General features: G+C 47.7%; 2 protein-coding genes and 2 pseudogenes. 2 read left to right on the forward strand and 2 right to left on the reverse strand.

Annotation, left to right across the window (positions count from 1 at the left end; genetic code table 11):
- Nucleotides 1–477 precede the first annotated feature (477 nt).
- A pseudogene (locus tag AU509_RS17550) lies at nucleotides 478–1,361 on the reverse strand (LysR family transcriptional regulator).
- Between the two features lie 99 nt (nucleotides 1,362–1,460).
- Here AU509_RS17550 and AU509_RS17555 point away from each other — a divergent pair.
- Complete coding sequence (locus AU509_RS17555) at nucleotides 1,461–2,186, forward strand: SDR family oxidoreductase (RefSeq protein ID WP_094118916.1); 726 nt, start codon at nucleotides 1,461–1,463, stop codon at nucleotides 2,184–2,186.
- 123 nt (nucleotides 2,187–2,309) lie between these two features.
- On the opposite strand, the gene AU509_RS17560 is transcribed toward AU509_RS17555, so the two are convergent.
- Nucleotides 2,310–3,441, reverse strand: a protein-coding gene (locus AU509_RS17560; protein ID WP_409359777.1) for an IS3 family transposase whose coding sequence is annotated in 2 segments (ribosomal slippage) — nucleotides 2,310–3,192 and nucleotides 3,191–3,441 — 1,134 coding nt in all. Because the reading frame shifts where the segments join, the coding sequence is not laid out codon by codon here.
- Between the two features lie 105 nt (nucleotides 3,442–3,546).
- Between AU509_RS17560 and AU509_RS17565 the strand changes: the two are divergent.
- Nucleotides 3,547–4,180, forward strand: a pseudogene (locus tag AU509_RS17565) (AVAST type 1 anti-phage system MBL fold metallo-hydrolase Avs1a); the annotation flags it as partial.

Here is a 4,180-nt window from a genome sequence, read left to right on the forward strand (position 1 = left end):
GCCACCCTGTCATGTGCCGTTTTGTCCGGTCTGACATTCATTCTTCGCAGAAAAATCACAGCGTTGGGCGCTATTGCATTTTTAGTTGCACTAATTCAAGTCATTATGTGTATTGTTATGGTTATAGGGCTTTCTTCTCTTCTGTTCAGGTAAACGGGGTGGGAAAGACCCATGTCTGCCCATCACATTTCTCGGAGCGAAAATGTGATGGGCGGGGCAGTCGTTATTAATATGCACTGCGGCTCTGCCAAGAGCGGTGAAGAAGCTCGTATTCTCGATGGAAATATTATCTCAAGACATGCTTGCACCAGCACCAGCAGAGAGGCCTCGACGTTAGGTCAGAATATGTCAAGGCAGTTCTGGTATCACCGGTTTGCTATGAGAGAGGAGAGGAGGTAAGATCCTCTTGTTAAGCTTGGTGGTAATAATGGCTTTCGGGATATTTATCGAAGCATGCCAATTTAGATATTAGAATTCTTATATCCTCACGTGATCGATAAAGGCTCTGAGTTTTGGGGCCAGATTTTTCCTGTTGGAAAAATAAAGATAAAAACCAGGGAAAGTCGGTAGCCACGCGTCCAGTACTGTCACCAGTTCGCCACGCGTAATATAGGGTTCAAAAGTCTCCTCCATACCAAAGCTAATCCCACCGCCGGCGCATACAGTACGGATCATCACCCCCATATCGTTAGTGGTAAGCTGAGGTTTGACGTTTAAGTCAAAGTCGCGCCCCTGCTCGGCAAACTCCCAGCGATAAGGCGAAATATCAGGCCTTTTCGCCAGCCGATACAACGGTGATGGACCAGTTCATTTGGGTGTTGTGGGACGCCATGTTGCGCAATATAGGTAGGAGATGCTACGGCGACCTGCCGCTGCATGGTTGAAACTGGTACTGCAATCATGTCCTGTGCAATGATCTCCCCAAGCCGTACGCCGGCATCATAACCTTGCTCCACGATGTCGAACTCTTCATCGGTGATGGTAATGTCTAATTCGACATCCGGGTAAGCGGAAATAAAATCTGCCAGTAATTTCCCACGAATAATCCTTTCGGCAATCGAGGAAATAGCCAGCCGTAACTGACCACACGGCTCTGCTGCTTGATCAGTGATATCTATTGCTGCCGTATTTAATTTTTCTATCGCAGGAGCGACATCCGCATAAAGGCGTTTTCCTGCTTCTGTCAGATTAATACTGCGTGTTGTTCGTTGCATCAGGGAAATATTCAGTCGATCTTCAAGCCGTCTTAACGTTTGGCTGATTGCCGAACGCGTTACCCCCAACTGCTCCGCCGCTATACGGAAATTACGCGTTTGCGCCACAAGAACAAACACCTCAAGAGCATTTTTATCAACCGTCATTGTTTAGTCACCGTTACCAGCCCGTTAAGTGATAGGCGGATTATCTTTATAGACTCGCCGGGATAATATCTCCAGCACTACGAGAACAGGAGAGAATATATGACTCGTAAAGTGATTTTAATTACCGGAGCATCCAGCGGCATTGGCGAAGGAATTGCGCGAGAATTAGCAAAAACTGATGCTGTATTAATGTTGGGTGCCCGGTGCGAAGAGCGTTTATCCACACTGGCAGAGGAGTTGCGTTCTAAAGGAACAGAAGTTGAGATCATGAAACTGGACGTGACCTGCCGCAGCTCTGTGGAAAAATTTGCCACCTTCGCGCTGGAGAAGTGGGGCAGGATAGATGTGATAATCAATAACGCTGGCATCATGCCACTGTCGCTGATGGCCTCGCTGAAAGTGGATGAATGGGATCAAATGATCGATGTAAATATCAAAGGCGTGCTGTATGGCATTGCAGCGGTACTTCCATCCATGTTGGAGCGCTCATCGGGGCATATTATCAATATTGCTTCAGTCGGTGCCCTGTCGGTGTCACCAACCGCTGCAGTCTATTGCGCTACTAAGTTTGCGGTGAGAGCTATTTCCGAAGGTTTGCGTCAGGAAAATAATCAGCTTCGGGTGACCTGCATAAATCCAGGGGTGGTCAGAAGTGAACTGGCAGATAGCATCACCGACCCAACCGCTGCAGAAGCGATGAGAAACTACCGAGCAATTTCACTGCAACCAGACGATATTGGCCGTGCAATAAGATACGTTATTGAACAGCCGGATAATGTGGATGTAAACGAAATAGTGGTCAGGCCGACGCAGACCATGTATTAATTACCTAAAAGGACGAACGTCAATTTTGCTGTGATACCGCTATTGCACTTACCAAAAATGAATATGGACACTAGAGCTTTTGTCACAAGGCTTTGCAAGCCACTTTGAATCGCCACGGATAATCTAGACACTTCCGAGTCGTTGATAATACTGGTTTTCATATTCAGTTGGTGGCATCTGATCGCTCGAACCATGCCGTCGTTTACTGTTATAAAACATTTCGATGTAATCAAAAATATCGCTGTGGGCTTCTTTCCGCGTTCCGTAGAGCTTTTTCATTATCCGCTCACGTTTCAGCAGCTGGAAAAAGCTTTCTGCAACCGCATTATCGTGACAGTTACCGCGACGACTCATGCTACCCTCCAGACCGTGTGATTTCAGGAACGACTGCCACTCATGGCTGGTGTACTGACTGCCCTGATCGGAATGAACCAGCACCTGTTTTTGAGGATTGCGTCGCCACACGGCCATCAGAAGTGCATTTAGGACAATATCTTTTGTCATCCGGGGCTGCATTGACCAGCCGATCACCTTACGCGAGAACAGGTCAACAACCACAGCCAGATACAGCCAGCCTTCGTGGGTCCGGATGTAGGTTATGTCCGTCACCCAACGTTCATCCGGTGCCTCCGGGTTGAACTGCCGCTGGAGCCTGTTGGGCGTCACGATACTGGCTTCTTCCTTGCGTGCCCTTGGGCTACGGTACCCAACCTGAGCCCTTATCCCGGCACGTTTCATCAGTCGCCAGACACGGTTAACTCCGCACTGTTGTCCGGTATCACGCAGGTCGTGGTGGATCTTTCGATAACCATAAACACAACCCGACTCCAGCCAAAACTGCTTTATCTGCCCCGTCAGCTTCAGATCAGCATGATGCCGCCGTGAATCCGGCTGCTGAAGCCAGGCGTAAAATCCACTCGGATGCACATCCAGCACCCGACAGAGCAGGCGAACAGGCCAGAAATGGTTGTTTACCTCATTCGGACAGCTTTGCGAAGTACGCCGCGGCTTTTTTTAATATGTCCCGTTCGTCGGTAACCCGCTTCAGCTCTTTCTGGAGACGGCGGATCTCGGCCTGAGCATCTGACTGTTCTTTATTAGTGGAAGAATCGGGACCGTACTTCTTTATCCAGGCGTAAAGGCTGTGGGTGGTGATGTCGAGACGTGTTGCCACGCTGGAAACAGAATGACCACGATCAACAACCTGTTTCACTGCTTCAATTTTAAACTCTTCGGGATAACGCTTAGCGCTCATAGGTACCTCTCTTTAAGCCATCTTAAATGACTCTGAGGTGTCTGTTAAACCTGTGGCGATTCAACTTCAGTAAATCAAACTGCTCTACCACCTGAAGACCTTGAAGTGATTGACGCCATTATTAAGCGAGGTCATCCGAAAGAGTTCAGTTCCCTCCCTGGCTTTAATGAGATCAGCGCCAGGCAAGGTTCGACATTAGCAACTTTGATCAAAGCTGGAGGGTATGTGTGGAATCGAACGGATGGCACACAAAGCATTTGTACCGACTCCGTGCAACTTAAGCAATTTCAAGATGGTTTAGTAAGGGTACTTACACCGTCAAGAGCTCGATTGAACAGTTTAATTAAATCTTGGCAACGAGACTTAAGGCGCTATGGTTTTACGGGGCCTGTAGGCACAAACCAAGCTATTGACGATGCTTTTGAGCTTAACTTTGAGCACAGCAATAAAGTGAAGGCAAAAGGAGAAATCCTCATATCTGCCGGGTGCAATAAAAGCCTTGAGGAGATATATAAACCGGATGACTCACCGACCAATGCTAGTTCTATTGCAACTATTATCGAACTAGATGGAATTCGATTATTAATGCTTGCAGATGCATTGGCAGAAGATATTTTGATGGAGGTCCGGAGACTGAAGTCTCAAGGAGAGGTCATGATGTTTGATGCAATCAAAATATCTCACCATGGAAGTAACTACAACACTAGCCCTGAACTACTCAGTGTTATAGATGCCCCAA

The sequence above is a fragment of the Lonsdalea britannica genome (assembly GCF_002111595.1).
Lineage (GTDB): Bacteria > Pseudomonadota > Gammaproteobacteria > Enterobacterales > Enterobacteriaceae > Lonsdalea > Lonsdalea britannica.